This is a genomic window from Pseudomonas extremaustralis (genome assembly GCF_900102035.1).
In the GTDB taxonomy this organism is placed as follows: Bacteria; Pseudomonadota; Gammaproteobacteria; order Pseudomonadales; family Pseudomonadaceae; genus Aquipseudomonas; species Aquipseudomonas extremaustralis.
In genome coordinates, this window is the sequence record NZ_LT629689.1 from 4,466,668 (window position 1) to 4,490,002 (window position 23,335).

Below are 23,335 nucleotides of genomic sequence, written 5' to 3' on the forward strand. Positions count from 1 at the left end.
AAGGGTGTAAGACCAATGGCCACCATTCGTCCGCACCAGCCCCCCAAGGTTGAAATCCCCTGCACCACCCCCATATGAGTTCCCACCAGGGCATTTTCGCCCCGCTGCGTGGAGACTCTCCCCTTGACCACCATCGTTTCAGTACGTCGCCACGGCAAAGTCGTCATGGGCGGCGACGGCCAGGTTTCCTTGGGTAATACCGTGATGAAAGGCAACGCCAAGAAAGTGCGTCGCCTGTACCACGGCCAGGTGCTGGCTGGCTTCGCCGGCGCGACTGCCGATGCCTTCACTCTGTTCGAGCGTTTCGAAGGCCAACTGGAAAAACACCAGGGCCACTTGGTTCGCGCCGCCGTCGAACTCGCCAAAGAATGGCGCACCGATCGCTCCCTCAGCCGCCTCGAGGCCATGCTGGCCGTGGCCAACAAGGATGCGTCGCTGATCATCACCGGTAACGGCGATGTGGTTGAGCCTGAACATGGCTTGATCGCCATGGGTTCCGGCGGTGGCTACGCCCAGGCGGCGGCCAGCGCACTGTTGAAGAAAACCGACCTGTCGGCCCGGGAAATCGTCGAGACCGCACTGGGTATCGCCGGCGATATCTGCGTGTTCACCAACCACAACTTCACCATTGAGGAGCAGGACCTCGCCGAGTAAGCCACAGGCTTATTCGCGCTTGAGGACCGCCAAACATTATGTCCATGACTCCCCGCGAAATCGTCCATGAACTCAATCGCCATATCATCGGCCAGGACGATGCCAAGCGCGCCGTTGCCATCGCGCTGCGTAACCGCTGGCGCCGGATGCAACTGCCCGAAGAACTGCGCGTTGAAGTGACGCCCAAGAACATCCTGATGATCGGCCCCACCGGCGTCGGTAAAACCGAGATCGCCCGGCGCCTGGCCAAGCTGGCCAATGCCCCGTTCATCAAGGTCGAAGCGACCAAGTTCACCGAAGTCGGCTATGTCGGCCGCGATGTCGAGTCGATCATCCGCGACCTGGCCGACGCGGCCCTCAAGCTGCTGCGCGAACAGGAAATGACCAAGGTCAGCCTGCGCGCCGAAGACGCCGCCGAAGAACGCATCCTCGACGCCCTGCTGCCGCCGGCACGCATGGGCTTCAACGAAGATGCCGCACCGGCCTCGGACTCCAACACCCGCCAGCTGTTCCGCAAGCGCCTGCGTGAAGGCCAGCTGGACGACAAGGAGATCGAGATCGAAATCGCCGAAGTCTCCGGCGTCGACATTTCCGCGCCGCCGGGCATGGAAGAAATGACCAGCCAGTTGCAGAATCTGTTCGCCAACATGGGTAAGGGCAAGAAGAAAAGCCGCAAGCTCAAGGTCAAGGAAGCGCTGAAACTGGTGCGCGACGAAGAAGCCGGGCGCCTGGTGAATGAGGAAGAACTCAAGGCCAAGGCCCTGGAAGCGGTCGAGCAGCACGGCATCGTGTTTATCGACGAAATCGACAAGGTGGCCAAGCGCGGCAACTCCGGAGGCGTCGATGTGTCCCGCGAAGGCGTGCAGCGCGACCTGCTGCCGCTGATCGAAGGCTGCACCGTCAACACCAAGCTGGGCATGGTCAAGACCGACCACATCCTGTTCATCGCCTCCGGTGCTTTCCACCTGAGCAAGCCGAGCGACCTGGTGCCGGAACTGCAAGGCCGTCTGCCGATTCGCGTGGAGCTCAAGGCGCTGACCCCGGGCGACTTCGAACGCATCCTCAGCGAGCCGCACGCCTCGCTCACCGAGCAGTACCGTGAGCTGCTGAAAACCGAGGGCCTGGGCATCGAGTTCCTGCCGGACGGTATCAAGCGCCTGGCGGAAATCGCTTGGCAGGTCAACGAAAAGACCGAGAACATCGGTGCGCGTCGCTTGCACACCTTGCTGGAGCGGCTGCTCGAGGAAGTGTCCTTCAGCGCCGGCGACCTGGCCGGCGCGCAGAATGGCGAGGCCATCCAGATCGACGCCGACTACGTCAACAGCCACTTGGGCGAATTGGCGCAGAACGAAGACCTGTCTCGCTATATCCTGTAAGTCATACACAGAACTGCTTTGCTTCTGTGTGGGAGGGGGCTTGCTCCCGATGGCGGTCTGTCAGACAGATGTATGCTGACTGACACACCGCCATCGGGAGCAAGCCCCCTCCCACATTCTGAAGCGGGTTTATTCAGGATCATCATCAATGTCCAAATTTCCTACCGCTATAACCCTGCACAAAACCTCCAACACCCTCGGCCTCACCTACGGGCCCGACGAGGCCTACCAGTTGCCCGCCGAATTCCTGCGGGTGCATTCGCCGTCCGCCGAGGTCCAGGGCCACGGCAAACCCATCCTGCAATTCGGCAAACTCAACGTCCGGTTGATCCAGATCGAACCGGCCGGTCAGTACGCACTGAAATTGACCTTCGACGACGGACACGACAGCGGATTGTTCACCTGGGACTACCTCTACCAATTGGCCATACGTCAGGACGCGCTGTGGGCCGATTATCTCGCCGAGCTCAAAGCGGCCGGTAAAACCCGCGACCCGAACGAATCGGTCGTGCGGCTGATGCTCTAGCCCAGGCTTCTTGCTCTTTAGAGGGCATTTTCTAATTTCATCTGCTTGAATGCCCTGTCTCGTGGCCAATGATTGGCCTGCTTGCGAAAAAAAATAAACTCGGGTAACCAATGGAACTGGCAAGTTCCCTGCATTTGATGATGCGGGATCAACGGTCACCCGAGTCGCAGTACCTGGCTTGTGCTGTGTATCGAAACCTGGTGCGCAGCGGTACCCGGTACTCGTCTTCCGGACAATGGAGCGTCGTAGATGAGTAACAAGAATAACGATGACTTGAAACGCCAGGCCTCGGAAAACACCCTGGGACTCAACCCGATCATCGCGTTACGTAAAAAGGATTTACTGGCCTCGGCGAAGATGGTGTTGACCCAAGCCATCAAGCAACCGTTGCACAGCGTCAAGCACGTCGCCCACTTCGGGGTCGAATTGAAGAACGTGATGTTCGGCAAATCGCAGCTGCAACCCGAAAACGATGACCGTCGCTTCCATGACCCGGCCTGGAGCCAGAACCCGCTCTACAAGCGCTACCTGCAAACCTACCTGGCGTGGCGCAAGGAACTGCACGAGTGGATCGGCGACAGCAACCTGTCGGAACAGGACATCAGCCGCGCCCACTTCGTGATCAACCTGATGACCGAAGCCATGGCCCCCACCAACAGCGCGGCCAACCCGGCGGCGGTCAAGCGCTTCTTTGAAACCGGCGGCAAAAGCCTGCTCGATGGCCTGTCCCACCTGGCCAAGGACATGGTGCATAACGGCGGCATGCCGAGCCAGGTCAATATGAAAGCGTTCGAGGTGGGCAAGACCCTGGGCACCACCGAAGGCGCGGTGGTGTTTCGCAACGATGTGCTGGAGCTGATCCAGTACATGCCGATCACCGAGCAGGTGCACGAACGCCCGCTGCTGGTGGTCCCGCCGCAGATCAACAAATTCTATGTCTTCGACCTGAGCCCGGATAAGAGCCTGGCGCGCTTCTGCCTGCGCAACAGCCAGCAGACCTTTATCGTCAGTTGGCGCAACCCCACCAAGGAACAGCGCGAGTGGGGCCTGTCGACTTATATCGAAGCGCTCAAGGAAGCGGTCGATGTGGTCACGGCGATTACCGGCAGCAAGGACGTCAACATGCTCGGCGCCTGCTCCGGCGGCATCACCTGCACCGCGCTGCTGGGCCACTACGCGGCGCTGGGGGAGAAGAAGGTCAACGCCCTGACCCTGCTGGTGAGCGTGCTGGACACCACCCTCGACACCCAGGTCGCGCTGTTCGTCGACGAGCAGACCCTGGAAGCGGCCAAGCGCCACTCCTACCAGGCCGGCGTGCTGGAAGGTCGCGACATGGCCAAGGTGTTTGCCTGGATGCGCCCCAACGACCTGATCTGGAACTACTGGGTCAATAACTACCTGCTGGGCAACGAGCCGCCGGTGTTCGACATCCTGTTCTGGAACAATGACACCACGCGCTTGCCGGCCGCCTTCCATGGCGACCTGATCGAGCTGTTCAAGAACAACCCGCTGGTGCGCGCCAACGCCCTGGAGGTGTGCGGCACGCCCATCGACCTCAAGCAGATCACCGCCGATATTTACTCACTGGCGGGCACCAACGACCACATCACGCCGTGGCAATCCTGCTACAAGTCGGCGCAGCTGTTTGGCGGCAAGGTGGAATTCGTGTTGTCCAGCAGCGGGCATATCCAGAGCATCCTCAACCCGCCGGGCAACCCCAAGGCGCGCTATCAGACCAGCGACAGCCTGGCGGGCAAACCGCTGGAGTGGCAAGAAAACGCGACCAAGCACACCGATTCCTGGTGGCTGCACTGGCAGGCCTGGCAGGCGGAACGGGCGGGCAAGTTGAAGAAGGCACCGACGACATTAGGCAATAAAACCTACGCCGCTGCCGAAGCAGCGCCGGGTACCTATGTGCATGAACGCTAGAACACACTTTTTTGGGATTGAAATGGAATCAAATGTGGGAGGGGGCTTGCTTGCGATGCAGACGGCGCGGTGTATCGGTTACACCGCAGTGATGCTATCGGGAGCAAGCCCCCTCCCACACTGACTGCATTCGCGCTGTAACACTTCACAGGGCTTGAGCATGCCGCAACCGTTCATCTTCCGCACCATCGACCTGGATGGCCAGACCATCCGCACTGCGGTACGCCCGGGCAAGCCTCACTTGACGCCGCTGCTGATTTTCAACGGCATCGGCGCCAACCTTGAGCTGGTGTTTCCGTTCGTCCAGGCCCTGGACCCGGACCTGGAAGTGATCGCCTTCGATGTGCCGGGCGTGGGCGGCTCGTCCACGCCCAAACTGCCGTATCGCTTTCCCGGCCTGGCCAAACTCACCGCGCGCATGCTCGATTACCTCGACTATGGCCAGGTGAATGCGGTGGGCGTGTCCTGGGGCGGGGCATTGGCGCAGCAGTTTGCCTATGACTACCCCGAGCGCTGCAAGAAGCTGATTCTCGCCGCGACCGCCGCCGGGGTCGTCATGGTGCCGGGCAAGCCAAAAGTGCTGTGGCTGATGGCCAGCCCACGGCGGTACATCCAGCCGTCCCACGTGGTGCGTATCGCGCCGATGATTTACGGCGGTTCGTTCCGCCGCGATTCGAAACTGGCCGCCGAGCACGCGAGCAAAGTGCGCTCGGCGGGCAAGATGGGCTACTACTGGCAGCTGTTCGCCGGGATGGGCTGGACCAGCATCCACTGGTTGCACAAGATCCGTCAGCCGACCCTGGTGCTGGCCGGGGACGACGACCCGCTGATCCCGCTGATCAACATGCGCATGCTCGCCTGGCGCATTCCCAACGCGCAATTGCACATCATCGATGACGGCCATCTGTTCCTGATTACCCGGGCCGAAGCCGTGGCGCCGATCATCATGAAGTTTCTCGAGGAGGAACGCCTGCGGGCGGTGATCCATCCCCGTCCGGCGGTGTAAGGACCACACCGCCGCGCAACTTGCCAGGAACCGACTATGGTTCTGAATTGGCGTGCCTGTTGATGACTTGACGAAGGAGTGTTGGCTCATGCGAGAAAGACCCGTGACGAACCCGGCGCCCACCCCCGCTGCGTTCATCAATGCGCAGAATGCGATCACCGGTCTGCGCGGTCGCGACCTGCTGTCGACCCTGCGCAGCGTCGCCGCCCACAGTTTGCGCAACCCGGTGCATACCGCCCGTCACGTGCTGGCCCTGGGCGGTCAGATGGGACGCGTGCTGTTGGGTGAAACCGTGCATGAACCCAACCCCCGCGACAGCCGCTTTGTCGACCCGACCTGGGCCCTCAACCCGTTCTACCGGCGCAGCCTGCAAGCCTATCTGAGTTGGCAGAAAGAGGTGCGCCGCTGGATCGACGACAGCACCCTGAGCGACGACGACCGCGCCCGTGCGCATTTTGCCTTCTCGCTGCTCAACGACGCCGTCTCCCCTTCCAACACCCTGCTCAACCCGCTGGCCGTCAAGGAGCTGCTCAACTCCGGCGGCAACAGCGTGGTGCGCGGCGTGAGCAACCTGCTCGACGACCTGCTGCACAACAACGGCCTGCCTCGCCAGGTGAGCAAGCAGGCATTCGAAGTCGGCAAGACCGTGGCCACCACCCCTGGCTCGGTGGTGTTTCGCAATGAGCTGCTGGAGCTGATCCAGTACAAGCCCATGAGCGAAAAACAGTACGCCAAGCCGCTGTTGATCGTGCCGCCGCAAATCAACAAGTACTACATCTTCGACCTCAGCCCGGCCAACAGCTTTGTGCAGTACGCCCTGAAGAACGGGCTGCAGACCTTTATCGTCAGCTGGCGCAACCCCGATGTGCGGCACCGGGAATGGGGTTTGTCCACCTACGTGGCGGCGCTGGAGGAAGCGCTCAACGTCTGCCGGGCGATCACCGGCGCCCGCGAGGTCAACCTGATGGGCGCCTGCGCCGGCGGCCTGACCATCGCCGCCCTGCAAGGCCATCTGCAAGCCAAGCGCCAGTTGCGCCGCGTCGCCAGCGCCAGCTACCTGGTGAGCCTGCTGGACAGCCAGATCGACAGCCCCGCCACGCTGTTCGCCGATGAACAAACCCTGGAGGCCGCCAAACGCCGCTCCTATCAGCAAGGCGTGCTGGATGGCCGCGACATGGCCAAGGTGTTTGCCTGGATGCGCCCCAATGACCTGATCTGGAACTACTGGATCAACAATTACCTGCTGGGCAAGGAACCGCCGGCGTTCGACATCCTGTACTGGAACAACGACAACACGCGCCTGCCCGCCGCCCTGCACGGCGACCTGCTGGACTTCTTCAAGCACAACCCCCTGAGCCATCCCGGCGGCCTGGAAGTGTGCGGCACGCCCATCGATCTGCAGAAGGTCACGGTGGACAGCTTCAGCGTGGCCGGGATCAACGACCACATCACGCCGTGGGACGCGGTGTACCGCTCCACGCAATTGCTCGGTGGCGAGCGACGCTTCGTGCTGTCCAACAGCGGGCATATCCAGAGCATCCTCAACCCGCCGGGCAACCCCAAGGCCAACTACGTCGAGAACCCCAAGCTGAGCAGCGACCCGCGCGCCTGGTACTACGACGCCAGCCACGTCGAAGGCAGCTGGTGGCCGCAATGGCTGGCCTGGATTCAAGCGCGCTCGGGCGTACAGCGTGAAACCCTCACCGCCCTGGGCAACCAGAATTACCCACCGATGGAAGCAGCGCCCGGCACTTACGTGCGGGTGCGCTGAGCTCAACGATCACCTTAAGAAGACTGGATGAAAACCCGCGATCGTATCCTTGAATGTGCCCTGCAGTTGTTCAACCAGAAGGGCGAACCGAACGTATCGACCATGGAGGTGGCCAATGAAATGGGGATCAGCCCTGGCAACCTCTACTACCACTTCCACGGCAAGGAACCCCTGGTGCTCGGCTTGTTCGAGCGCTTTCAAAGCGAACTGGCGCCATTGCTCGACCCACCGGCCGAAGCGCAGTTGGAAGCCCACGACTACTGGCTGTTCCTGCACCTGATCGTCGAGCGCATGGCCCATTACCGCTTTCTGTTCCAGGACCTGTCGAACCTGGCGGGGCGCCTGCCGAAGCTGGCCAAGGGCATGCGTCATTTGCTGACGGCCCTCAAGCGCACCCTGGCGTCACTACTGGCGCGCTTGCAGGCGGCAGGGCAACTGGTCAGCGATACCCAGGCGCTGGGGCAATTGGTCGAGCAGATCACCCTGACCCTGCTGTTCTCCCTGGACTACCAGCGGATTCTCGACCGCGAAGGCGAGGTGCGCGTGGTGGTCTACCAGATCATGATGCTGGTGGCGCCCCATCTGATGATGCCGGCGCGCCTGGCCACCGAACGGTTGGCGCTGCGTTATCTGGACGATGAGGGTTAGTGCTTGTTCGTCATCCGGTGCCCCTGAACTGATGAGTGAACTTGAACAGTTCACTGTCGCTGCGGATCCCCAACTTTCGATAAGCCGATTGTTTTTGCGTGCTGATCGTACTTGCACTACGCGAGAACTTTGCGGCGATCGAGTTCACCGACATGCCATCCAGGAAACAACGCAACACTTCCTGTTCCTTGGGCGTAAGACAGGCATTCAACTGCATCGAGGTTGAAACGTCCATTTTCGATTTCATATTCGCGACATCGAGCACTGACTGTATGCCTTGCAGGGCCGGCACCATACACGGCTGCAAGTAGATACGCCCCTGGGCGACCGTTCGAATGGCAGTGACCAGTTCGGTCAGGTTCTGGGTTTTCCCGAGTATTCCCCAACATCCAGCCTTCAACGACAGCGAAACCGTGGCCGGCGTGTAGTGCGAACAGACGATCAACGGCCGGCACCGGCTGAATCGTCGATTCAACGCCTGGATCAAGCTGAGGCCATCGTTGTCCGAGGGTGCCAGGATAAAGTCCATCACCACGACGTCCGCCGGCCGCCGGGCGAGCGCGTCGAGCAATTCCCTGCCGGTACCGAAAGTACCGATCACCGTGAGATCCGCCTCTTTGCTCAGCCCCAACTCGATGCCCTGCCGCACCATCTCGTGATCATCTAACAGCATGACGGTATACATATTGGAAGTTGAAGTAGGCATAAAGCGCCTCGCATAAGTGAATATCCCATCACATCAACAAACCGACTGTTATGCGCACGGTATACCCAGCTCTATGTAAGGATCAATACAACAAGACAATTAGAGTTATCCCTACAGCAATGTCTTACAGATAAATCTTTGCCCTACAGAAAAGTCCTAACTTTAAAACATTACTTTTCGAATAATTACGACTTGCAACTCGATACTTCTCTATAGATACCCAATCGGTTCCTCGGCAAATTAGGGCTCCCCCGCCATTTGAGGCAACAGCCTTTGAGCAACGGCGGGCAACACCGATGAATCACCACTGGAACCAGCATGAAAGGTCACACTTTATCTACCGTCGCGGCCACGTTGGCCTTGACCGCAGCAGTCTCACACTTGGCATATGCCACCGATGGCACCCTCAATTTCAGCGGTCTGGTGACCGACCTGACCTGCACGGTCGAAGGTGCAGCCCCCGGCACCGGGGCAGTGGTCAAGGACGTCAACCTGGGCGGCGTCTCGGCTGCACGACTGGCCAGCGCAGGTAATCGCGCCAACCTGACCGGTTTCACCCTGAGAATCGGCGCGCCAGGCGAAGGCAGTTGCACCAACGGGCGCACGGCCATGGTGGCCTTCGATCCGACCAGCCCGGCCATCGATGTGGCGACGGGGCGTTTGAACACCGATGGCCACGATGACCCTGCCAACACCACCGTCGCCAAGAACGTCCAGGTGGAAGTGCTTAACCGCGACGGCTCGCCGATCCACCTCTACAGCGGAAAATCCAAAGGCGTGGTGATCGTCGACAACCAGGCCGTTATCCCACTGGCCGCGCAAATGTATGCCAGCGGCGTCGTCACCGAAGGCACGGTCAACACCCGGGTTGGCTTCTTGATCGAGTACGCCGAGTAAGGCCTTGCATGCCAGGGCCAACGCTTGCCAACGCGAAAACACAGATGATGAAAAACATGACCCGCCTGATATTCGCCACCCTGGCCTGCGCCTGGTTATCGCTGCTGTCGCTGCCCACCCATGCCGGCGTCATCGTGCATGGCACACGGGTGATCTACCCTGCCGCGCGGCAGGAAGTGATGGTGCGCCTGGAAAACAGAGGCACCCGTCCCGCGCTGGTGCAAACCTGGCTGGATGCGGGCGACCGTCACTCGTCGCCGGCAACGGCAAGCGCACCGTTCAGCGTATCGCCGCCGATTTTCCGCATCGAGCCCCACCAGCAACAGGCCCTGCGCCTGCGCTATGCCGGCGAGTCCTTGCCCGCCGACCGGGAAAGCCTGTTCTGGCTCAACGTTCTGGAAATACCGCCGCTGTCCGCCGATGCCGCACAACGCAACCAGATCGAGTTGTCGTTCCGCACCCGCTTGCGCGTGTTTTTCCGGCCATCGGCACTGCCCTACCCGGTCGACCGCGCGCCGGCAAAACTGCAATGGAAACTGGTGGCCCATGCCCAGGGCTGGGCCCTGCAAGCCACCAATCCGACGCCGTACCACGTGTCCCTCGCGTCGATCGAGTTGCTCAGCGACGGCAAACGGTTCAGCAAAGCCGCGAACACGGCCGCCAATGACAGCCTGTTGATGCCGGCCGGCGACATGAAACAGTTTGTGCTGCCGCTGTTGCACCACTGTCCCAGCGGCGCAAGCACGGTGGCGTTCACCAGCGTCAGCGACTTCGGTGCGCGCATACCCCACTCGGCCGAACTTCCGCCCTCCTGCGCAAAATGACCGTTCATATGCATACGACCGCCCTTCCCCACCGCCTGGCGCTGCTGCTTGTGCTGTTCGCCAGCGTCACCGCACAGGCGAGCGTGGTGATCGACAGCACCCGCATCGTCTACCCGCAGAACGACAAGGAGGTCACGCTCAGGCTGGAGAGCAAGAACCACACCCCGGTGCTGATCCAGGCGTGGCTGGACAGCGGCGATGAACACTCGACGCCGGATCAGGCAATAGCCCCGTTCGTCGTCACCCCGCCGATCGCTCGCATGGAGCCGGGTAAGCAACAGGTCCTGCGCCTGGCATATACCGGCGAAACCTTGCCATCGAACCGGGAAAGCCTGTTCTGGTTCAACCTGCTGGAAGTGCCTTCGCAGTCACCGGGGGCCCAACGCGCCGACCAGTTGCAGTTCGCCTTCCGCTCCCGGATCAAAGTGTTTTTTCGTCCGCCGAACCTGCCTTACGGCGTCGAGGCGGCGCCCGACAAGCTGCAGTGGTGCCACGTCCCGACCGCCCAAGGCCTGGCACTGGAAGTCTTCAACCCCACGCCTTACCACGTGACCTTCGAACGCATCGAAGTGCATGCGCCAGGCCAACGGCATGTGCGCGAACCCGCGGCATCCGGGGCCGAGAACATGGTGACTCCCGGCGGGCGCAGGCGCTTCACGTTACCCGGCGCGAAAACCTCCCTGGGCGCTGCGGCCACCGTCGAGTTCCAGACCCTCGACGACGTGGGCATGAAGAACCGCCACCGCGCCAACGTCTGCCCAGGATGAGCCGCCCGCCTTAGCGGTCACCATCGGTTTATCGAACACCTTCGATCAATGCCCATTCAATCGGGAAGGGGCTCCCCTTGCCGACAGTCGGCCAGCCTCTGTTTTGGAAAACGTAGAAATGAGTGTGTACAGGCCAGCCCGCGCCATAAGCCGGTCCCGTTTGAAACGTATGCTCCCCGGCCTGCTGCTGGGCAGCGGCGCCTATGCGATTGGCGTCCACAGTGCAGAACAGGTCGAGTTCAACCCGGCCTTCTTTGCCGGTGGCGCGACCGGCATGCACGTCGACGTTGCCAAATTCAACCACGGCAACGTGGTGCTGCCCGGCAGCTACCGCACTGACGTTCACCTCAACGGCCAGTGGGTCGGGCGCGAAACCTTGACCTTCGTCGCCATCGACGGCCAGAAGACCGCGCAGTTGTGCCTGGAACCTGAGGCCCTGCAACGCTTGGGCATTGACCTGCACAGCGTCGACAATCCCTCCGGCAGCGCGTTTGCCCGCTGCGCCGGGATCGGCACTTACCTGCCGGGCGCCAGCAGTCAATTCGACGCCGGCGAAAACCGCCTGGACCTGCAAGTCCCGCAGGTGTACCTGGCGCGCCAGGCGCGGGGCTACGTGGACCCGCAACACTGGGACAGCGGGATCGACGCAGCCTTTGTGCGCTACAACGCCAATACATTCGCCACCCAAGCCAACGGACGCTCCGCCGGTTCCAGCTACCTGGGCTTGTCCAGCGGGCTCAACCTCGGCGATTGGCACTGGCGTCACACGGGCAGCTACAGCCGTTCAGCGCTGGCCTCGGGTTATCAACGCAGCGCTACGTACGTGCAGCGCGAATGGAGCGGCTTGCAATCGCAGTTGATGGTGGGCGAGATCTATACGCCGGGAGAGCTGTTCGACAGCGTGCGCCTGCGCGGTGCCAGCCTGTTCAGCGACGATCGCATGCTGCCCGACTCGCTGACCGGCTTTGCCCCGGTGGTGCGCGGCGTCGCCGAGACCAACGCGCGGGTCAGCGTGCGCCAGCGCGGCGTGTTGCTGGATGAGGTCTCCGTCGCGCCCGGCCCGTTCGTCCTCAACGACCTGTCGCCGACCGGCTACGGGGGTGACCTGAGCGTCACCGTCACCGAGGCCGATGGCCGCCAGCGCACATTCATCGTGCCGTTCGCTGCCAACGCCAACCTGCTGCGCCCAGGCTACAGTCGCTACGCATTCAGCGCAGGCCAACTGGATGAAATCGGCCTGCATCATCCGCCCAGGCTGATGCAGGCCACTTATGAGCGCGGCCTGAGCAACCTGCTGACCGGCTACACCGGCGCCGTGATGGGTGACGACTACCAGTCGCAGTTGCTGGGCGCGGCATTCAACACATCACTGGGCGCGCTGTCGTTCGACCTGACCCATTCGAGCGCCCATCTGCCGGGGCACAACCCGCGTGAGGGGCAAAGCGTGCAACTGCGCTACAGCAAAAATTTCACCGCCACCGGCACCCATTTCGCCCTCGGCGCGTACCGCTACTCCACCGCCGGTTTCCTCAACGTGGGCGATGCCGCGCGCGTGCGCGACCTGGCCATCGACGGGCTGCACTTGGACAACGTCTCGCGCCTGCGCGACCGCATGGACATCAGCCTCAACCAGAGCCTGGACAGCGGTTCGGTGTACCTGACCGCCTCTTCGCAAAACTATTGGAACCGGGCCCACGGCAACCTGACCTTCACCGCCGGGTACAGCGGCACCTGGAAGGGCCTGCACTACACCCTCAGCACGCAACGCAGCCGCGATGTGCTTAGCGACCGCATCGACAAGCAAGTGGATATCACCCTGAGCCTGCCCCTGGGCAGCGGCGCACATTCGCCGTCCTTGACCACCACGGCCTACCGCGGCGATCGGAGCAGCGGCGAGCGCATCAGCCTGGGCGGCAGCCTGGGTGATCGCAGCGCATTCAGCTATGGGGTGAGCAGCAGTCGGGCCGAGGGCAGCGGCAATGCCAGCAGTGTCGACATGAAGTACCAGTCGCCTCATGGCGTGCTGTCCGCCGGTCATGGCCAGAGCAACGCCTACCGCTCGACCTCGCTGGGCATGACCGGCGGCATCGTCGCCCACGCAGGCGGCGTGACCTTCGCCCCGGAGCTGGGCGATACCGTCGGCATCGTGCAGGCACCCGAGGCCCAGGGCGCGCGTATCAATGGCAACCACAGTGCCCAGGTCGGCAACAACGGTTTTGCGGTGGTGCCCTACCTCACGCCTTATCGCCAGAACGTCGTCGAACTGGACCCCAAGGATCTGTCCGTCAATGTCGAACTCAAGACCGCCGCCCAGAACGTCGCGCCCCGTGCCGGCGCCGTGGTGAAGCTGCACTTCGAGACCGTCAGCGGCCAGGCGGTGCTGATAACGGCGCGGCGCCAGGACGGCAGCGCGCTGCCGTTCGGTGCGGATGTTTTCGATGAGGACGGCGCCAGTGTCGGGGTCGTCGGCCAGGGCGGCAAAGCCTTTGTTCGTGTGGCCCGCGCGCAGGGGCAGTTGACGGTCAGGTGGGGCCGCGACGCCGCCTGCCGGTTGCACTACGACGTGGGCGCGCAATCGAGTGCCGCCGACGCCCAGCGGTTGCTGCATCTGGACGCCGGTCATTGCCCGGTCGATGCAGCAGGTACAACACCGTATTTCTTATCCCGGGACTGACGATGAAACGCCCTATCACCCTCATTTCCACACTGTTGCTCTTCGGTCTGCCGGTCGCGGCGCAAGCGGCGTGCGACCGCTATCAGAACGACACATTGACCCTCAACCTGCCCGCCACGATCACCGTACCCGACAGCCTCCCGGTGGGCGGGGAAATCATCAGCGGCACCTTCAGCGGCACCGCGCAGGGATTCATCATGAACTGCCCCACCTGGACGCTGCTGACCATCACCGGGCGATACCAGACAAAAGATCCCGGCTACGTCCCCGCCTATCGCACCGAGGTACCCGGCGTGGGTGTACGCCTACGGCTCACAGACGCCAATGGCGTCAACGCCGGCTATGCCTTGCACAATCAACAGAAGCGATTCACAGGACCGGCGCCCACCTTCACCGGCGCGCAGCTGACGTTCTACAAAACCGGGCCGGTCACCGACGGGGCCGTGTCTGCCGGGGCCATTCGGGTGCACCACATGGACAATATCCATCAGACGTTTACCCTGCTGATCGGCAACGCCATACGCTTTGTCAGACCCGCGGCCACCTGCGACCTGGCCATGGGCGACGTCAACCGTACGATCTCACTGGACCCCATCAAGGTCAGCAGCCTTCGACAAGCCACCTCCGCCGGCGAACGCCACTTCGACCTCACGGCCAACTGCAACGGCGCGACCAATGTCACCTTTGTTTTTTCCGGTACTCCCGCGCCAGGCAACGACCGGCTGTTCGCCAATACGGGCACTGCCGGCGGCGTCGCGCTGTGGCTCTACTCACGGCTGAACGGGAGCGTCCAGAACATCCCCCCCAGCGGCCCGGAAAATACTCGCACGGTCACTGTTTCCGGCAATCAGGCAGTCCTGCCCCTCGGCGCTGCTTATCACCAGAACGGCACGGTCAGCCAAGGCACTCTCGTCAGCACCGCCACCGTCAACATCACCTATGACTGAACCTCGGAGGATTACCCGATGAACATCCACACCCTGGCGCTGCTGCTGACAACCACGGCCGCCCTCGCGGCCAATACGGCGCAGGCGGCGACCACAGGCACTTTGCGCTTCACCGGCCAGATCAATGCGGGTACGTGCAACCTGGTAGGCGGCGATGCGAACCGCACCGTCACCTTGCCGACCGTCAAGATGTCGGACTTCGATTCGGCCCCCAGCGCGGGCACCTTCGATTTCGAGATTACGGCCGACTGCGAATCGGATATCAGTAACGTGACCTTCCTGTTCGCCGGCACCTCCTCCGCCGGGAACCCCGCACTGTTTGCCAATACCGGCACCTCAAAAGGCACGGGCCTGTGGCTGGCTCATCGCGCGTCGCCCGTTTACCCGATCCCCGCCGACGGCACCCCGGCACAACGCAGCCGCAAGGTGGCGGCAAGCAAAGGAAAAGCCGTGCTGCCACTGACGGCGGCCTACCATAAAACCGGCGCAAAGCTCAGCCACGGAACCCTGGCCAGCGCCGTGACCGTTTCGATCACTTACAACTGAGGTGTCGCGGCATTATTGCGCGTACAAAAAAGCCCGGCCTTTGCAGGCCGGGCATTCTGGTATCCCGCGAAAATCAGGACTGACTGGATGGCGTCGGGGTTGCCGGCGTTGCAGTCGGGGTGACAACCGCCGGGGTCGGCGCGGAGCCCGAGTTGGCTGAGGAAACGGCTGGCGTCGGTGCCGTGGCAGGCTTGGCCGCTACGGCGGGCTTGGACGCCGCGGGCTTTTTCGCTGCCGCTGGTTTCTTCGCTACAGCAGGTTTGGCGGCGGCTGGCTTGGCGGCAGCTTTTGCAGCAGCAGGCTTGGCCGCTGCGGGTTTAGCCGCTGGCTTGGCGGCCGGTTTGGCGGCGGCCTTGGCTGCCGGCTTGGCAGCGGCTTTAGCGGCAGGCTTGGCGGCGGCTTTAGCAGCCACAGGTTTGGCGGCAGGCTTGGCAGCCGGTTTGGCGGCAGCGACCTTGGCGGGAGCCTTGGCGGCTGGTTTTGCCGCCGGCTTGGCAGCGGCCTTCACCAGAGCTTTGGCTGGCGCTTTCGCAGCGGGTTTGGCGGCAGCGGCTTTTGCAGCCGGCTTGGCAGCTGCGGTTTTTACCGGAGTCACTTTGGCGCCAGTGAGTTTTTCGATTTGCTTGGTCAGGGTATCGACCTTGGCATGCAGTGCTTTCACTTCAGTACGACTCGGTACGCCCAGTCGCGAAATGGCACTGTTAAGACGCTTGTCCAGCGCACCTTCTAGCTCGCTCCACGTGCCCAGTACTTGTTTCTTTGCATCACTGATGCGCGAACCGGCAGTCGCTTTAGCGGCGGTGACTTTTTTTCCGACGGCGCTATTGGCAACTTTCTCAGCCTTCTCGCCATCTTTAACCAAAGTCTCGAAGAGTTTGCTGCCGTCACTGTCGATCTTCGAGTAAACGCCTAAACCAGCCAGCCAGATCTTGCGGGAATACTCTTCAACTTTCCCGACCCACGAGCTGCTTTCTTTCTGAGTAGTCTTTTTAACAGCCATCCCGATGTCTCCTTAGTGTTTACGCGCGACACGTTCGAGCAATGCCGTCAGCTCTTCGAGCTTAGCAGAGAGTGTCTCCACGTCATGTTTAGACGCAATGCCAATTCGATTCAAGGCACTGGCAACGCGAGTATCAAAAGCTTTTTCAACTTTATCCAGCTGAACTTCTACACGACCTTTGACAGCGGAGACATTACTCTTTACTTGGTCAATCTGACTGTTGGCAGCATCAAGTTGTTCAACTGCAACTTTTTTGCCTTTACTTTCAACACGTTGACCGGCCTTAACCAGTTCTTTGAAATACTCGCTGCCCTCACTTCCGACCTTGGTATAGGCACCCAGGCCCGCCAGCCAGATCTTGCGGGCGTAGGTTTTAACGTCACTCAGGGCGGTGGTCTGGGCGTCGATTTTTTTCTTCAGGATAACTTTGGCCATGGTGCACCTCACGCAGAAAAGGGTGGAGGAACGGCCCACAGGAGTTGAGGGCTTGGGCACAAAGTAGGAGGAAAAATTAGAATCGGCACCCTAAGAACAGGTCGATCAGGACAATGCTTTATCCAGGGCTTTCTCGATTTCCGACTTGATGGTGCCACTCATGGCCGACATCAACAGGCCCAGTTCCACATCGATACGCAGCGAATCGTCGGCCACCTGCACCGTGCCTTTAACCCCGGAACGCTTGAGGTTCAAGGTATCGCCGGACCACGACGGCTCCAGGCCATATTGCGCCTGGAGTTTTTGCGCCAACTTGTCAGCCTTTGCCCGTGCTTCTTCTTTACCCAGGGAATGTGCACGCTCAACGGTAATACGGGCCATTGCAATGGCTCCTCTTTAAAGACTTGAAGAATTAGAGACGTGAATACCTGCCATGCGGCAAAAGGTCTCGGTGCCCCCCTATCTTACCTGCAGCCTTGCCAAGACAAAGCAAGCCTTGGGGATTATCATGTGCCGCATTCTCTTTTGGTGACAGCGATATGACTGATCAGCGCAAAGGCAGCGATGCCGAACCCACCACTCACTTCGGCTTCAAGAACGTTCCGGAAAGCCAGAAAGCGGAAAAAGTCGCTGAGGTGTTCCACTCCGTAGCCGCCAAGTACGACCTGATGAACGACGTGCTCTCCGGCGGCATGCACCGCCTGTGGAAGCGGTTCACCATCGAGTTGTCGGGTGTACGCACCGGCAACCGCGTGCTGGACATCGCCGGCGGCACGGGCGACCTGGCGGCCAAGTTCTCCAAGCTGGTCGGCCCGACCGGCCAGGTGGTACTGGCGGATATCAACGGTTCGATGCTCAAGGTCGGTCGCGATCGCCTGCTCGACAAGGGTGTGGCCGGCAATATCGAGTTCGTCCAGGCCGATGCGGAAAAACTGCCGTTCCCCGACAACCATTTCGACTGCGTGACCATCGCCTTCGGCCTGCGCAACGTGACCCACAAGGAAGACGCGTTGCGTTCCATGCTGCGCGTGCTCAAGCCGGGTGGCCGCCTGTTGGTGCTGGAATTCTCCAAGCCGACCAACGCGCTGATGTCCAAGGTCTACGACACCTATTCGTTCGCCTTCATGCCGCTGATGGGCAAGCTGATCACCAACGACGCCGAGAGCTATCGCTACCTGGCCGAATCGATCCGCATGCACCCCGACCAGGAAACCCTGAAGTCGATGATGGTGGAGGCCGGTTTCGACCGCGTGACCTATCACAACATGACCTCGGGCATCGTCGCCCTGCACCGCGGCATCAAGCCCTGATGCTGTTCCAAGGTCTGCTCGCCAGCGTCGAACACGGCCTCAACCGTGTACTGCGCCTGGACAGCACCGCCCTGGCGCGGCTGGCGCACTTGAACGGCAAGGTGATTGCCGTCGACTGCACCAGCCCGGCCCTGCAGCTGTTTATCCTGCCCAGCGATGAAGGCCTGTTGCTCGCGAGCCAGTGGGCCGCCGAGGCCGACTGCACCTTGCGTGCGCCGGCCTCGAGCCTGTTGCACCTGGCGCTGAGCCGCAACAAGACCGCCATCCTCCACGGCCCCGACGTCGAACTGGAAGGCGACAGCGCGGTGCTGATGGACCTGGCCGCCGTGCTGCAGGACCTGGAACTGGACTGGGAATACGAACTGTCGCGCTGGATCGGCCCCGTGGCCACCCAGTTGATCAGCGGGCACCTGCGCAGTCGCACGCGCTGGTACCAGCAGGGGTTCGCCAGCCTCAACCAGAACCTCGCCGAATACCTGAGCGAAGAATCGCGCACCCTGGTCGGACAGCGGGAAGCGCAAGCGCGCTTTCGTGAGCTCGACAAGGCCAAAATCGACCTGGAACGCCTCGAGGCCCGCTTCGAGCGCCTGAGCCGTTCCCTTGATCCAAGCGATAACGCATGAAGCTGCTCGCCGTCCGCCGTCTGTTCCGTATCCAGCGCGTCGTAATCCGCTACCGTCTCGATGACCTGCTGTTCGCCCTGCCCTTGCCGTGGTTCCTGCTCGCCGTGCGTTATGTGCTGCCGTGGCGCTGGTTCCCACGCAAGCCGCTGGACCTCAGCCGTGGCGCGCGCCTGCGCCTGGCCTTGCAGGACCTGGGGCCGATCTTCATCAAGTTCGGGCAGATCCTCTCGACCCGCCGCGACCTGTTGCCCGAAGACATCGCCGACGAATTGATGCTGTTGCAGGACCGCGTGCCGCCGTTCGATTCGCAGCAATCGATGCGGCTGATCGAAGAACAGCTGGGCAAGAAGATCAGCGAGGTGTTCAGCCGCTTCGACGTCGAGCCCCTGGCCTCCGCGTCGGTGGCGCAAGTGCACGCCGCGCAACTCAAGACCGGCGAAGAAGTGGTGGTCAAGGTCATCCGCCCGGGCCTCAAGCCGATCATCGGCCAGGACCTGGCGTGGCTGTTCATCCTGGCCCGCGCCGCCGAGCGTTTCTCCGCCGATGCGCGCCTGCTGCACCCGGTGGACGTGGTCGCTGACTACGAAAAAACCATCTACGACGAACTCGACCTATTGCGCGAAGCGGCCAACGCCAGCCAGCTCATGCGCAATTTCGAAGGCTCGCCGCTGCTGTACGTGCCCCAAGTGTATTGGGACTGGTGCCGCCCGAAAGTGCTGGTGATGGAGCGGATCTATGGTGTGCAGGTCACCGACCTCGCGACCCTGGCCGACCAGCGCACCGACATGAAGATGCTCGCCGAGCGCGGCGTGGAGATCTTCTTCACCCAGGTGTTCCGCGACAGCTTCTTCCATGCCGACATGCACCCCGGCAATATCTTCGTCAGTACCATCAACCCGTGGAGCCCGCAGTACATCGCGATCGACTGCGGCATCGTCGGCAGCCTGACCCCGGAAGACCAGGATTACCTGGCGCGCAACCTGTTCGCCTTCTTCAAGCGTGACTACCGTCGCGTGGCGCAATTGCACATCGATTCGGGCTGGGTGCCGGCGGAAACCAAGCTCAACGAGTTCGAGGCGGCGATCCGCACCGTGTGCGAGCCGATCTTCGAAAAGCCATTAAAAGATATTTCATTCGGCCAAGTGCTGATGCGCCTGTTCCAGACCGCGCGACGCTTCAACATGGAAGTGCAGCCGCAATTGGTACTGCTGCAAAAAACCCTGCTGAACATCGAAGGCCTGGGCCGCCAGCTGTACCCGGACCTCGACCTGTGGAATACCGCGCAGCCGTTCCTGGAACGCTGGATGCGCGAGCGGGTCAGCCCGAAAACCCTGCTGGGCAACCTGCAGAGCCAAGTGGAGCAACTGCCGCACCTGGCCAACATGACCCGTGACCTGCTGGAGCGCATGTCCCAGCCCCACGCCAAGGACCCGGCGCCGCCGTGGCACACGCGCAAGGACGACTGGTTCCTGCGCCTGCTGGGCGCCGCGCATCTGGTCGGCGGGGTGATGCTGGCCATCGGCGGGCCATTGAACCAATTGGGCCACTGGCCGGCCGGTATCATGGTCGCCGTGGGTGTTTATCTGATCGTGCGTCGGTAGCCAATCCGGTTATACACTGTCGCAAATTGCCGGAGCCGAACATGAAAGACTGGCTGGACGAGATCAAGTGGGACAGTGACGGCCTGGTGCCGGCCATTGCCCAGGACTACAAGACCGGGCGCGTGCTGATGATGGCCTGGATGAACCGCGAGGCCCTGAGCCTGACTGCCGCTGAGCAGCGCGCCATTTACTGGTCGCGCTCGCGTGGCAAACTGTGGCGCAAGGGCGAAGAGTCCGGGCACGTGCAGACCCTGCACGAGATGCGCCTGGACTGCGACGCCGACGTGGTGATCCTCATGGTCGAGCAGATCGGTGGCATCGCCTGCCATACCGGGCGTCACAGCTGCTTCTATCGCGTGTTCGAGAACGGCGAATGGAAAGTCGTCGAACCCGTGCTCAAAGACCCACACGCCATTTACTCGGCAGGACACTAGACATGAGCGATACCCTCAACCGTGTGGCCCAGGTGCTGGAAGACCGCAAAGGCGCGGACGCCGAAAGCTCCTACGTCGCCAGCCTGTACCACAAGGGCCTGAACAAGATCCTGGAAAAACTCGGCGAAGAGTCCATCGAGACCATCATCGCCGCCAAGGATGCCGAAGTCAGCGGCAACTGCAGCGATGTGATCTACGAAACCGCCGACCTATGGTTCCACAGCCTGGTCATGCTTGCCCAACTGGGGCAGCATCCGCAGGCCGTGCTGGATGAACTGGACCGTCGCTTCGGCTTGTCCGGGCACGTCGAAAAGGCCTCGCGCCCGTCCGCCTGAATAACTTTCACAGAGGAATTGCAGCATGGGCATTTTTGACTGGAAACACTGGATCGTCATTCTGGTGGTGGTCGTTCTGGTGTTCGGCACCAAGAAACTGAAAAACCTCGGCACCGACGTCGGCGAGTCGATCAAAGGCTTTCGCAAGGCCATGAACGACGAGGAAAAGCCGGCCGAGCCTGTCGCCACCCCAGTACCGCCGGCCCAGCCTGTACACCCGCAGGCCACCCAGCCAATCACCGAGCGTCGTACCTTCGACGTGCAGGCTGAAAAAGTCGAAGAGCCGACCCGCAAAGACTCGTGAGCACTGACTAATGTTTGGTATCAGCTTCTCTGAACTGCTGCTCGTCGGCCTTGTGGCCCTGCTGGTATTGGGGCCGGAACGCCTGCCCGGTGCTGCGCGTACGGCCGGCTTGTGGATCGGGCGCCTGAAACGCAGTTTCAACGCCATCAAACAGGAAGTTGAACGGGAAATCGGCGCCGACGAAATCCGCCGCCAATTGCACAACGAACACATCCTGTCGTTGGAGCAAGAGGCGCGCAAGATTCTGTCGCCGGTGCAGGAACCCGCCAAACCGGTGGAGCCTGTGGCCGAGCACAGCATCGCGCCGGCGCTGGACGCCCCGCCTGCCGAGCCGATTCACACCGCGCCAACCGAGCCCGCGCCGGCACCCGTCACGCCGCCCGCCCCCCATGACCCTACATTGCCGCCGCGAGCCCCATGAGCGCTGATAAACCGGAAAACGACCAGCATATGCCGCTGGTCTCGCACCTCACCGAGCTGCGTACCCGCCTGCTGCGTTGTGTAGCGGCAATCTTCGTGATCTTCGCCGGGTTGTTCGCCTTTACCCAGCAGATCTACACCTTCGTTTCCACGCCGCTGCGCCAGTACCTGCCGGTCGGCGCGACGATGATCGCCACCGATGTGTCATCGCCGTTCCTCACGCCGCTGAAACTGACGATGATGGTTTCGCTGTTCCTGGCGATCCCGGTGATCCTGCATCAGATCTGGGGCTTTATCGCGCCGGGCCTGTACAAGCATGAGAAGCGCATCGCGGTGCCGCTTTTGGTGTCGAGCATCCTGCTGTTCTATACCGGCATGGCATTCGCCTACTTCCTGGTGTTCCCGCTGATCTTCAAGTTCTTCGCCGCCGCCACCCCGGCCGGCGTGGAGATGATGACCGACATCACCAGCTACCTCGACTTCGTGATGACGCTGTTCTTCGCCTTCGGCGTGGCCTTCGAAATCCCGGTGGCCGTGGTGCTGCTGGTGTGGATCGGCGTGGTCAACGTCAAATACCTGAAGAAGATCCGCCCCTACGTGATCATCGGCTGCTTCGTGGTCGGCATGATCCTCACGCCGCCAGACATCTTCTCCCAGACCCTGCTGGCCGTGCCGATGTGGATGCTGTTCGAGATCGGCATCCTGTTCAGCAGCCTGATCACCAAGCGGGGCGAACACCCCGACGACCAAGCCGCCGACGACAACGACCAGCCGCCAGCGACCCAGCCGTGAACCTGCTGTTGCTGGAAGAGGCCGACTTTATCGCGGCCGACCGGGTGGTGCTGCGGGATCGACGCCTGGTGCATATGCAGGACGTCCACCGTGCAGCGGTGGGCGACAACCTGCGGGTCGGTCGCGTCGGCGGGTTGATGGGCAACGCACAACTGCTGCGCCTTGAATCGAGCGAAGCCGAGCTTCAGGTCAGCTTCGACCTGCAGCCCCCGGCCAAACTGCCCCTGACCCTGCTGCTGGCCCTGCCGCGTCCGAAGATGTTGCGCCGGGTCTTGCAGACCGTGGCCGCCATGGGTGTGCCGAAGGTGGTGCTGGTCAACAGCTACCGGGTCGAGAAAAGCTTCTGGCAAACCCCGTTCCTGGAACCCGAAGCGATTCGCGAGCAACTGATCCTTGGCCTGGAACAGGCGCGGGACACGGTACTGCCCGAGATCGTGATCGAAAAGCGCTTCAAGCCGTTCGTCGAAGACCGCCTGCCGGCGATGACCGCGAGCACCCTTGGCCTGATCGGCCATCCTGGCGATTACCCGGCGTGCCCACGCGGGCTGGATGAGCCGGTGACCCTGGCCATCGGCCCGGAAGGCGGCTGGATTCCCTACGAAGTCGACCTGCTGACCAAGGCCGGGTTGCAACCGGTGCAGCTCGGCGCGCGGATCCTGCGGGTGGAAACTGCGGTCACCGCCCTGCTCTCCCGCCTCTTTTAAATTCCCGTGCTCGCGAAAAAACCATCGGCAACGTGGGTTGCCTGATGGCGCGGCGTTATCGTCGGCGATCTTCGCGAGCAAGCTCGCGCCTACAGAATGCGCGGGT

The 23,335-nt window shown here is 61.9% G+C and carries 26 protein-coding genes; 22 read left to right on the forward strand and 4 right to left on the reverse strand.

All coding sequences use genetic code 11. The features are described from left to right. Positions 1-123 precede the first annotated feature (123 nt). From hslV to BLR63_RS20585, 7 genes are all read left to right on the forward strand, one after another. Complete coding sequence (hslV, locus tag BLR63_RS20555; protein WP_010563201.1) at positions 124-654, forward strand: ATP-dependent protease subunit HslV; 531 nt, start codon at positions 124-126, stop codon at positions 652-654. A 38-nt stretch (positions 655-692) separates the two neighbouring features. Beyond that, on the forward strand, positions 693-2,030 hold the full coding sequence (gene hslU / locus BLR63_RS20560; RefSeq protein ID WP_010563200.1) for an ATP-dependent protease ATPase subunit HslU: 1,338 nt from the start codon (positions 693-695) through the stop codon (positions 2,028-2,030). Positions 2,031-2,178: 148 nt separating this feature from the next. Next, positions 2,179-2,556: a gamma-butyrobetaine hydroxylase-like domain-containing protein gene (locus BLR63_RS20565; RefSeq protein ID WP_010563199.1), complete on the forward strand. Its 378-nt coding sequence runs from the start codon at positions 2,179-2,181 to the stop codon at positions 2,554-2,556. Positions 2,557-2,805: 249 nt separating this feature from the next. Beyond that, complete coding sequence (gene phaC, locus BLR63_RS20570) at positions 2,806-4,485, forward strand: class II poly(R)-hydroxyalkanoic acid synthase (protein ID WP_010563198.1); 1,680 nt, start codon at positions 2,806-2,808, stop codon at positions 4,483-4,485. Between the two features lie 160 nt (positions 4,486-4,645). After that, positions 4,646-5,491 carry a poly(3-hydroxyalkanoate) depolymerase gene (phaZ, locus tag BLR63_RS20575; protein WP_010563197.1) on the forward strand — a complete coding sequence of 282 codons (846 nt, stop codon included), beginning with the start codon at positions 4,646-4,648 and terminating at the stop codon, positions 5,489-5,491. An 88-nt stretch (positions 5,492-5,579) separates the two neighbouring features. After that, a complete protein-coding gene (phaC, locus tag BLR63_RS20580; RefSeq protein WP_010563196.1) occupies positions 5,580-7,262 on the forward strand; it encodes a class II poly(R)-hydroxyalkanoic acid synthase in 1,683 nt (560 codons plus the stop codon). 27 nt (positions 7,263-7,289) lie between these two features. Next, positions 7,290-7,910, forward strand: coding sequence for a TetR/AcrR family transcriptional regulator (locus BLR63_RS20585; protein WP_010563195.1), 621 nt, complete (start codon positions 7,290-7,292; stop codon positions 7,908-7,910). Positions 7,911-7,920: 10 nt separating this feature from the next. On the opposite strand, the gene BLR63_RS20590 is transcribed toward BLR63_RS20585, so the two are convergent. Next, positions 7,921-8,616 carry a response regulator transcription factor gene (locus BLR63_RS20590; protein ID WP_374048258.1) on the reverse strand — a complete coding sequence of 232 codons (696 nt, stop codon included), beginning with the start codon at positions 8,614-8,616 and terminating at the stop codon, positions 7,921-7,923. A 318-nt stretch (positions 8,617-8,934) separates the two neighbouring features. Between BLR63_RS20590 and BLR63_RS20595 the strand changes: the two genes are divergently transcribed. From BLR63_RS20595 to BLR63_RS20620, 6 genes are all read left to right on the forward strand, one after another. Then, positions 8,935-9,513: a fimbrial protein gene (locus BLR63_RS20595; protein ID WP_042946473.1), complete on the forward strand. Its 579-nt coding sequence runs from the start codon at positions 8,935-8,937 to the stop codon at positions 9,511-9,513. A 47-nt stretch (positions 9,514-9,560) separates the two neighbouring features. Beyond that, on the forward strand, positions 9,561-10,337 hold the full coding sequence (locus BLR63_RS20600; RefSeq protein ID WP_042946504.1) for a fimbrial biogenesis chaperone: 777 nt from the start codon (positions 9,561-9,563) through the stop codon (positions 10,335-10,337). Between the two features lie 8 nt (positions 10,338-10,345). Further along, entirely contained in the window at positions 10,346-11,104 is a 759-nt protein-coding gene (locus BLR63_RS20605; RefSeq protein WP_010563191.1) for a fimbrial biogenesis chaperone, read from the forward strand. Positions 11,105-11,273: 169 nt separating this feature from the next. Further along, on the forward strand, positions 11,274-13,778 hold the full coding sequence (locus tag BLR63_RS20610; protein ID WP_010563190.1) for a fimbria/pilus outer membrane usher protein: 2,505 nt from the start codon (positions 11,274-11,276) through the stop codon (positions 13,776-13,778). Positions 13,779-13,780: 2 nt separating this feature from the next. Next, complete coding sequence (locus BLR63_RS20615) at positions 13,781-14,725, forward strand: fimbrial protein (RefSeq protein ID WP_010563189.1); 945 nt, start codon at positions 13,781-13,783, stop codon at positions 14,723-14,725. A gap of 18 nt (positions 14,726-14,743) precedes the next feature. Next, entirely contained in the window at positions 14,744-15,271 is a 528-nt protein-coding gene (locus tag BLR63_RS20620) for a fimbrial protein (RefSeq protein WP_010563188.1), read from the forward strand. Between the two features lie 73 nt (positions 15,272-15,344). On the opposite strand, the gene BLR63_RS20625 is transcribed toward BLR63_RS20620, so the two are convergent. The 3 genes from BLR63_RS20625 to BLR63_RS20635 all read right to left on the reverse strand — a co-directional run bounded on the left by BLR63_RS20625 (position 15,345) and on the right by BLR63_RS20635 (position 17,087). Beyond that, the gene (locus BLR63_RS20625; RefSeq protein ID WP_010563187.1) at positions 15,345-16,271 is read right to left on the reverse strand and encodes a phasin family protein; all 927 of its coding nucleotides are present in this window, start codon (positions 16,269-16,271) and stop codon (positions 15,345-15,347) included. Between the two features lie 12 nt (positions 16,272-16,283). Next, a complete protein-coding gene (locus tag BLR63_RS20630) occupies positions 16,284-16,706 on the reverse strand; it encodes a phasin family protein (protein ID WP_078832940.1) in 423 nt (140 codons plus the stop codon). 105 nt (positions 16,707-16,811) lie between these two features. Then, positions 16,812-17,087 carry a polyhydroxyalkanoic acid system family protein gene (locus BLR63_RS20635; protein WP_010563185.1) on the reverse strand — a complete coding sequence of 92 codons (276 nt, stop codon included), beginning with the start codon at positions 17,085-17,087 and terminating at the stop codon, positions 16,812-16,814. A 158-nt stretch (positions 17,088-17,245) separates the two neighbouring features. Between BLR63_RS20635 and ubiE the strand changes: the two genes are divergently transcribed. From ubiE to BLR63_RS20680, 9 genes are read left to right on the forward strand one after another with little or no spacing between them, the layout of a single operon-like run. After that, positions 17,246-18,016: a bifunctional demethylmenaquinone methyltransferase/2-methoxy-6-polyprenyl-1,4-benzoquinol methylase UbiE gene (gene ubiE, locus BLR63_RS20640; RefSeq protein ID WP_010563184.1), complete on the forward strand. Its 771-nt coding sequence runs from the start codon at positions 17,246-17,248 to the stop codon at positions 18,014-18,016. Next, positions 18,016-18,639 carry a ubiquinone biosynthesis accessory factor UbiJ gene (locus tag BLR63_RS20645; RefSeq protein ID WP_010563183.1) on the forward strand — a complete coding sequence of 208 codons (624 nt, stop codon included), beginning with the start codon at positions 18,016-18,018 and terminating at the stop codon, positions 18,637-18,639. The genes ubiE and BLR63_RS20645 overlap by 1 nt, the downstream gene beginning before the upstream one ends. Then, on the forward strand, positions 18,636-20,240 hold the full coding sequence (gene ubiB / locus BLR63_RS20650) for a ubiquinone biosynthesis regulatory protein kinase UbiB (protein WP_010563182.1): 1,605 nt from the start codon (positions 18,636-18,638) through the stop codon (positions 20,238-20,240). Before BLR63_RS20645 ends, ubiB begins: the two co-directional genes overlap by 4 nt. 41 nt (positions 20,241-20,281) lie before the next feature. Further along, the gene (gene hisI / locus BLR63_RS20655) at positions 20,282-20,674 is read left to right on the forward strand and encodes a phosphoribosyl-AMP cyclohydrolase (protein ID WP_010563181.1); all 393 of its coding nucleotides are present in this window, start codon (positions 20,282-20,284) and stop codon (positions 20,672-20,674) included. Between the two features lie 2 nt (positions 20,675-20,676). Further along, positions 20,677-21,009: a phosphoribosyl-ATP diphosphatase gene (locus BLR63_RS20660; protein ID WP_010563180.1), complete on the forward strand. Its 333-nt coding sequence runs from the start codon at positions 20,677-20,679 to the stop codon at positions 21,007-21,009. 25 nt (positions 21,010-21,034) lie between these two features. Beyond that, positions 21,035-21,313, forward strand: a complete 279-nt coding sequence (locus BLR63_RS20665; RefSeq protein ID WP_010563179.1) for a twin-arginine translocase TatA/TatE family subunit — start codon at positions 21,035-21,037, stop codon at positions 21,311-21,313. A gap of 10 nt (positions 21,314-21,323) precedes the next feature. Beyond that, complete coding sequence (gene tatB, locus BLR63_RS20670) at positions 21,324-21,734, forward strand: Sec-independent protein translocase protein TatB (protein ID WP_010563178.1); 411 nt, start codon at positions 21,324-21,326, stop codon at positions 21,732-21,734. Then, the gene (tatC, locus tag BLR63_RS20675; RefSeq protein WP_010563177.1) at positions 21,731-22,525 is read left to right on the forward strand and encodes a twin-arginine translocase subunit TatC; all 795 of its coding nucleotides are present in this window, start codon (positions 21,731-21,733) and stop codon (positions 22,523-22,525) included. The genes tatB and tatC overlap by 4 nt, the downstream gene beginning before the upstream one ends. Next, positions 22,522-23,229, forward strand: coding sequence for a 16S rRNA (uracil(1498)-N(3))-methyltransferase (locus BLR63_RS20680; RefSeq protein ID WP_010563176.1), 708 nt, complete (start codon positions 22,522-22,524; stop codon positions 23,227-23,229). Before tatC ends, BLR63_RS20680 begins: the two co-directional genes overlap by 4 nt. Positions 23,230-23,335: the final 106 nt, after the last annotated feature.

Excerpts from the sequence above, each read along its gene's own strand:
- BLR63_RS20625 (WP_010563187.1), bottom strand. The coding sequence starts at position 16,271 with ATGGCTGTTAAAAAGACTACTCAGAAAGAAAGCAGCTCGTGGGTCGGG.
- BLR63_RS20660 (WP_010563180.1), top strand. The coding sequence starts at position 20,677 with ATGAGCGATACCCTCAACCGTGTGGCCCAGGTGCTGGAAGACCGCAAA.
- BLR63_RS20605 (WP_010563191.1), top strand. The coding sequence starts at position 10,346 with ATGCATACGACCGCCCTTCCCCACCGCCTGGCGCTGCTGCTTGTGCTG.
- BLR63_RS20565 (WP_010563199.1), top strand. The coding sequence starts at position 2,179 with ATGTCCAAATTTCCTACCGCTATAACCCTGCACAAAACCTCCAACACC.
- tatC (WP_010563177.1), top strand. The coding sequence starts at position 21,731 with ATGAGCGCTGATAAACCGGAAAACGACCAGCATATGCCGCTGGTCTCG.
- hisI (WP_010563181.1), top strand. The coding sequence starts at position 20,282 with ATGAAAGACTGGCTGGACGAGATCAAGTGGGACAGTGACGGCCTGGTG.
- BLR63_RS20635 (WP_010563185.1), bottom strand. The coding sequence starts at position 17,087 with ATGGCCCGTATTACCGTTGAGCGTGCACATTCCCTGGGTAAAGAAGAA.
- BLR63_RS20620 (WP_010563188.1), top strand. The coding sequence starts at position 14,744 with ATGAACATCCACACCCTGGCGCTGCTGCTGACAACCACGGCCGCCCTC.
- BLR63_RS20585 (WP_010563195.1), top strand. The coding sequence starts at position 7,290 with ATGAAAACCCGCGATCGTATCCTTGAATGTGCCCTGCAGTTGTTCAAC.
- BLR63_RS20595 (WP_042946473.1), top strand. The coding sequence starts at position 8,935 with ATGAAAGGTCACACTTTATCTACCGTCGCGGCCACGTTGGCCTTGACC.
- ubiE (WP_010563184.1), top strand. The coding sequence starts at position 17,246 with ATGACTGATCAGCGCAAAGGCAGCGATGCCGAACCCACCACTCACTTC.
- phaC (WP_010563196.1), top strand. The coding sequence starts at position 5,580 with ATGCGAGAAAGACCCGTGACGAACCCGGCGCCCACCCCCGCTGCGTTC.
- phaZ (WP_010563197.1), top strand. The coding sequence starts at position 4,646 with ATGCCGCAACCGTTCATCTTCCGCACCATCGACCTGGATGGCCAGACC.
- phaC (WP_010563198.1), top strand. The coding sequence starts at position 2,806 with ATGAGTAACAAGAATAACGATGACTTGAAACGCCAGGCCTCGGAAAAC.
- BLR63_RS20610 (WP_010563190.1), top strand. The coding sequence starts at position 11,274 with ATGCTCCCCGGCCTGCTGCTGGGCAGCGGCGCCTATGCGATTGGCGTC.
- BLR63_RS20645 (WP_010563183.1), top strand. The coding sequence starts at position 18,016 with ATGCTGTTCCAAGGTCTGCTCGCCAGCGTCGAACACGGCCTCAACCGT.
- tatB (WP_010563178.1), top strand. The coding sequence starts at position 21,324 with ATGTTTGGTATCAGCTTCTCTGAACTGCTGCTCGTCGGCCTTGTGGCC.
- hslU (WP_010563200.1), top strand. The coding sequence starts at position 693 with ATGTCCATGACTCCCCGCGAAATCGTCCATGAACTCAATCGCCATATC.
- ubiB (WP_010563182.1), top strand. The coding sequence starts at position 18,636 with ATGAAGCTGCTCGCCGTCCGCCGTCTGTTCCGTATCCAGCGCGTCGTA.
- BLR63_RS20630 (WP_078832940.1), bottom strand. The coding sequence starts at position 16,706 with ATGGCCAAAGTTATCCTGAAGAAAAAAATCGACGCCCAGACCACCGCC.
- BLR63_RS20615 (WP_010563189.1), top strand. The coding sequence starts at position 13,781 with ATGAAACGCCCTATCACCCTCATTTCCACACTGTTGCTCTTCGGTCTG.
- BLR63_RS20600 (WP_042946504.1), top strand. The coding sequence starts at position 9,561 with ATGAAAAACATGACCCGCCTGATATTCGCCACCCTGGCCTGCGCCTGG.
- BLR63_RS20665 (WP_010563179.1), top strand. The coding sequence starts at position 21,035 with ATGGGCATTTTTGACTGGAAACACTGGATCGTCATTCTGGTGGTGGTC.
- BLR63_RS20590 (WP_374048258.1), bottom strand. The coding sequence starts at position 8,616 with ATGCCTACTTCAACTTCCAATATGTATACCGTCATGCTGTTAGATGAT.